Source organism: Gordonia sp. AC31, assembly GCF_031844505.1.
GTDB classification, from domain to species: domain Bacteria; phylum Actinomycetota; class Actinomycetes; order Mycobacteriales; family Mycobacteriaceae; genus Gordonia; species Gordonia hongkongensis.
Genome location: NZ_JAUZVK010000051.1, coordinates 1 through 5,565 on the forward strand (window position 1 = coordinate 1; position 5,565 = coordinate 5,565).

At 66.4% G+C, this 5,565-nt stretch carries 4 protein-coding genes and 1 pseudogene; 4 read left to right on the forward strand and 1 reads right to left on the reverse strand.

The window, feature by feature from the left end; genetic code table 11:
• Positions 1-275: pseudogene (locus tag Q9R39_RS24225) on the reverse strand (GNAT family N-acetyltransferase); the annotation flags it as partial.
• Between the two features lie 324 nt (positions 276-599).
• Between Q9R39_RS24225 and Q9R39_RS24230 the strand changes: the two are divergent.
• The 4 genes from Q9R39_RS24230 (at position 600) to Q9R39_RS24245 (ending at position 5,455) form a co-directional block, all read left to right on the forward strand.
• Positions 600-1,871, forward strand: a complete 1,272-nt coding sequence (locus tag Q9R39_RS24230; RefSeq protein WP_058250462.1) for a reverse transcriptase family protein — start codon at positions 600-602, stop codon at positions 1,869-1,871.
• Positions 1,872-2,005: 134 nt separating this feature from the next.
• A complete protein-coding gene (locus Q9R39_RS24235) occupies positions 2,006-2,455 on the forward strand; it encodes a globin domain-containing protein (RefSeq protein WP_058250592.1) in 450 nt (149 codons plus the stop codon).
• 209 nt (positions 2,456-2,664) lie between these two features.
• A complete protein-coding gene (locus Q9R39_RS24240; protein ID WP_058250463.1) occupies positions 2,665-3,939 on the forward strand; it encodes a glycosyltransferase 87 family protein in 1,275 nt (424 codons plus the stop codon).
• Between the two features lie 100 nt (positions 3,940-4,039).
• Positions 4,040-5,455 (forward strand): cytochrome P450, encoded by a 1,416-nt coding sequence (locus Q9R39_RS24245; RefSeq protein WP_175404272.1) that lies wholly within the window; start codon positions 4,040-4,042, stop codon positions 5,453-5,455.
• Positions 5,456-5,565: the final 110 nt, after the last annotated feature.

Consider the following 5,565-nt stretch of genomic DNA (forward strand, 5'->3'; position numbering starts at 1 on the left):
GACCACAATTCGGTCGGTGCGGGAGCGTCGTGGTCGCGAGCCGGGCCGCTTGCTGCAAAACCGACCATCTCCTGCGTGTCGAGTGAGGTCGCGCACCGGATGCGGATGCCGCGCCCAGCATGGCCTGCGAGGTCTCCGACAGTCTGTCGCCAGCGTGAGGCCGACTCCGCAGGAGTGAGCGCATCGAGCCGGTCCTGAGCCACCATTCCCGCATACGTGGCCTTCCAGATGGCGGTGTGCAGGCTCGAGATCTGATCGATGTCGCCTGCAACCACCGGCCGAATCTCATAGCTACCCACAGACACCGGGTCTACCAGACCTCGACCTCAGTGCGAGCGACGTCGGTGAACCCGCGCAGATCTGCGTCCTCGCCTCGGCTGTCTCACCGCCGTGGCACCATGTCGGTTGATGAACGACGGGCAAGGTGAGAGTGGATCGTCGCGATCCGTCTCAGGGGTAACCCCTGGGTGCACTTCACAGCTGGTCCCCGCGTCCGACGCCGGCGCGCACGCTGCACGTGCCACACGGCGCCGCTGCACAGTTCTGGTCACCCCATCCGTCGTTCATCACCACGACAGCCCACGACGCGACACGGCGCCGTGACCGAACCGTTCCTGCAACCGCATGAGGCAGCGGAAGTCGCTGCGGCCTTCTCGCGCACGTATACCGCCTGGACGTGGCCGGAGATCCTGGCGGCAGTGAGAGCGGTCCTGCCCGCTGAGGTCACCTCCGAAGTCGCCGCCCGCATCATCGAACTCTCGCCTCACGAACCGCGACATCCCGCGACCGTGATGATCCAGGCCCTCGCGCCGTGGACCCACCCGGCACACGTCGCCGCTCAACCCGTCATCGTGCACGAACCACGTTCTGCGGGAACGGTGTCCGACGCTCTGCCCGATCTCTACGATGTCGAGCAGTTCGCGCACTGGCTCGACTTCACCGTGCCCGAGCTCGAATGGTTCGCCGACCGCGGCCAATGGCTACGAACGGCGCGCCCGCCGTTGCGTCACTACCGAATCTGGCGGCGTGAGAAGCGGGACGGTGTCCGGGTCATCGAAGCTCCGAAACCCCGTATGCGCGAGACGCAACGGCGCCTGCTGCGACGGTTGATTGAGCGCATTCCGGCCCATCCCGCGGCGCGCGGTTTCGTACCCGGGTCGTCACCGGCTGCTTTCGCGTGGCCGCACACGGACCGTCCCGTGGTGCTGCGCGTCGACCTCCGTCATTGCTTCGAGACGATCACCGTACCGCGCGTCCGAGCAGTGTTCCGGCAAGCCGGCTACCCGCCGCACATAGCCCGCCTGCTCGCCGAATTGTGTACCACGGCAACGCCTGTGGACGAACTCCGCGGTATCGATCACACGCACGCAGCCCTTCTCCGGGAACGGCATCTGCCGCAAGGTGCGCCGACCTCGCCGCATCTGGCGAACCTCGTGATGCGGCGGCTCGATCGGCGGCTCGACGGGTACGCCCGCCGTCACGGCCTCCGCTACACCCGTTACGGCGACGACCTCGCGATCTCGGGCGACGCGATGAACGCCGACCGCGCGCTGTGGACCGTGCTCCGCATCGTCGAAGACGAGCGATTCACCGTCCACCCGGAGAAGGTCCGGATCATGCACAGCCATCAGCGCCAACAGCTCGCCGGTCTCGTCGTCAACGACCGTCCGCAGGTTGCCAGATCCGACTACGACAATCTTCGGGCCCTGCTCCAGAATGCGAGCCGGCACGGGGCGTCGTCGCAGAATCACGACGAACACCCGGACTTCCGCGCACACGTCTACGGTCTCATCGCGTGGGTGGGTGCGACGGGGGAGACGCGTCGACGCCGGTTGCTGAACATGGCCCGCACGGTCGACTGGGACAGCTGAGAACCTCTGAAGACGGACCAAACGCCCGAACAATCCCGAACCTCACACCGGCTGCGGTTCGCTGTGAGACCACTGTTACCTCGGCCTTCCCCGCAGCGTGCCCAGTCGCAATGCCGGTGGACCAAGGTCCGTGCATGGACAAACAACTGCTCGAACGCAGCCTGGCACTCGTCGACCTTCCCGACTCGGGCCTCACCGTTCGCTTCTACGAGATCCTGTTCGACCGCTATCCGACCGTTCGCGCCATGTTCGGCCGCGACACCAGGGCCCAGGCCGAGATGTTGCGCAGCGCCGTCGCCTCGGTCGTGGAGCATCTCGACGACGCCGAGTGGCTGACGACGACTCTGCACGCGTTGGGGCGGCGACACGCCGGTCTCGGCGTCACCCGACCGATGTACACCGCGGTCGCGGAATGCATGATCGCCGCGATGAGCGAGATCGGCGGCGAGTCCTGGACCCCGGCCATGACGCTGGCCTGGGACCGCGCACTCGGCGCGGTCGCGACGATCATGCTCGACGGCTATCCGGACGACGGCGTGGTCGACATCATGCCGGCAGATCGACGCAAACCCGGAGCTGCCTGACCCGCCCTTCACCCGATCCCGGCGACGCCCGCACTTCGACTCGCCACGGTCCCATCGACCGACCCCACCGGAGAATGCTCGACCACCCTTCGACTGTCGACGACCGACGAATCCACGTGCGACCCGCACCGCCCGACTACACGGCCACGGCCCGGCCACCCTGAATCGCACGCCCTCCGCGATACGATCCCGCTCGGAAGTGAGGGCTCGTGACTGCTGTTGTAAACCCGCGACGTGCGCTGGATCGATACCTGGGATCAGCCCGGGCCCGGTGGGCGACACTCGCCGTCTTCCTCATCAGTTCGGCGGTCGCCATCGTCGTGCTGCCGAACCAACCGCCGGCCCCGTATCGCATCGATTTCGACGTCTACCGCATGGGCGGACAGGTCCTGCTCGACGGCGGCGACCTGTACGGCATCCTGCCCCGACTCGCGGAAGGCTCGTACCTCCCGTTCACGTATCCACCGCTTGCCGCAGCGCTGTTCTCGATCTTCACGGTCGTCCCACTCGGCCTCGGTCAGGCCCTGTTCACCGCGATCTCCATCGGCTGCCTGCTGGTGGTGTGCCGCATCGTCCTGTCCTGCCTCGTCGAGCGGCCTGCTCACCAGTTGTGGTGGCTCGCAACGGCCGCCGCGACGGTCGGCCTCTGGCTCGAACCCGTCCGCGACACCCTCAACTTCGGACAGATCAACATCGTGCTGATGACGCTCGTCGTCGTCGACGTACTGCTGGGCCGCGGCAAGTGGTGGAACGGGCTGCTCGTCGGACTCGCCATCTCGATCAAGCTCACCCCCGCGGTGTTCCTGCTGTTCTTCTTCGTCCGCCGTGACTGGCGCGCGCTCGGCATGGCCGCGGCGTCAGCGGTCGCCTACGCCGGTCTCGGCCATCTCCTGACACCGAACGACTCGCGCACCTACTGGACATCGACCCTCTTCGACACCGACCGCATCGGGAGTCCGCACTTCGCGAACAACCAGTCGATCAAGGGTGAGCTCGGCAGGCTCGGCATCGAGTCCGACGTCGCGTGGTTCCTCGTCTCGCTGATCGTCGGCCTGTTCATCGCCTGGGTCGCGTGGCGTCTGCTGTCGGTTGGACCGGCAGGTCCACAGCCGTCCAGTCCGCACGATGTCGCGGCACTGATGACAGTCGCGTTCGCCGCGCTGTACTGCTCGCCGGTCGCGTGGGACCACAGTTGGGTCTGGGTGGTCCCGCTGCTGATCCTGCTGACCTTCCTCGCGACCACGCCCGCGGCGTCGGCGATCTGGTGGTGGCTCGTCGGTTCCGGGCTCGTCATCTTCGCCGTCGCGCCGCATCAGCGAATCCCGCAGCGGTACGACGCCGAGTTGTCCTGGGTCTGGTGGCAGCATCTCGTCGGGTCGTCGTACCTGCTCTGGGGTCTGGCGGTGCTGGTCGCGCTGGGGGTCTCGGGGCCCCGGGTGCTGACCTCCCGACGGTCGGCCGACACGCTCGCACAACTCGCATGAACACCCCGTCTGCACACTCCCCTTGAAACAGACGCTAAAATCCGTTCCAATGGTGCATAGTGATGTAACGCACATCGGAACAACGGGGAGTGGCAGGTTCATGACGAGTCGGAAAAAGCAGATCCAGAGCGTGCTGGCGAAGGCGAGCAGCATGTACCCGAGCTCGGAACGCCCGCTGGCCGAGCCACCCGCCGGGTCGGACCTCAAGCCGGTGATGGGCGATCCGGGGATTCCGTACCTCGGCAACACTCTCGAAGCACTGGTCGACCCGCTGAAGACGGCGATGGAGCGCTTCGAGCGCTACGGCCAGGTCTCGTGGTCGGGCGCGCTGGGCATGAACATGGTCACACTCGTCGGTCCGGATGCAATCGAAGCCGTCTGGATGAACCGAAAGAAGGCGTTCTCCAGCGAGCTCGGCTGGGAACCGATGATCGGCCCGTTCTTCCGCCGGGGCGTCATGCTGATGGATTTCGACGAGCACATGCAGCACCGCCGGATCATGCAGCAGGCGTTCAGCCGGCCGCGCCTGACCGGCTACCTCGACATCATGACCCCGCACATCGAGAAGACCCTCGCCAACTGGGAGGTCGGCAACGGCTTCAAGATGTACTCCCGCACCAAGGACCTCACGCTGTCGCTGGCGACCGAGGTGTTCATGGGCGCTCACGTCAGCGAGTCCGAGGCGCACCGCCTCGAGCACGCCTTCGAGGCAGCCGTGCGTGGCGGCCAGGCGATCGTGCGCAAGGACGTCGGCAACTGGACCTGGGCGCAGGGACTCCGCGGCCGCGAGGCGCTGCAGGAGTACTTCCGCTCCGAGATCCCGCTGCGTCGCGGCAACGACGCCGACGATCTCTTCAGCGTTCTCTGTAATGCCGAGAGCGACGAGGGTGAGACGTTCTCCGACGAGGACATCGTCAACCACATGATCTTCGTGATGATGGCCGCGCACGACACCAGCACCATCGCGCTGTCGATGATGACCTACTTCCTCGGCAAGCACCCCGAGTGGCAGCAGCGTCTGCGCGAGGAGTCCCTGGCCCTCGACAAGCCGACGATCGACTACGACGACGTCGACAAGCTCCCCAGCATGGAGCTGGCCTTCAAGGAGACGCTGCGCCTCAACGCCCCGGTCGGGATGCTCTTCCGCATGGCGATCGAGGACACCGAGGTCTGTGGCCACTACATCCCGAAGGGCACGCTGCTCGCCATCCATCCGTGGGCGACGATGCTCCGCAAGGAATGGTGGCCCAACCCGACCCACTTCGATCCCGAGCGCTTCTCCGCCGAACGCCGCGAGGACAAGGTCCACCGCTTCGCGTGGGCACCCTTCGGCGGCGGCGCACACAAGTGCATCGGCCTGTATTTCGGTGGCATGGAAGTGAAGTCGATCCTGCACCAGATGCTGCTGCGTTTCGAGTGGGACGTCCCGGCCGGTTACCGGCCGGAGCTGACCTACGGTACCGGCCCGACCCCGGCCGACGGCCTCCCGATCAACCTGCGGCACCGCAAGATCTGACGGTTCCTCACACCCGAGGAGCGAGCCGCTCCACCGCTCCCGGGGGTGCGAGTAGCGCAAGTACCAGCCCACTGCTCCCTGAGGTGCGAGTAGCGCAAGCATCAACCCAC

Excerpts from the sequence above, each read along its gene's own strand:
- Q9R39_RS24245 (WP_175404272.1), top strand. The coding sequence starts at position 4,040 with ATGACGAGTCGGAAAAAGCAGATCCAGAGCGTGCTGGCGAAGGCGAGC.
- Q9R39_RS24235 (WP_058250592.1), top strand. The coding sequence starts at position 2,006 with ATGGACAAACAACTGCTCGAACGCAGCCTGGCACTCGTCGACCTTCCC.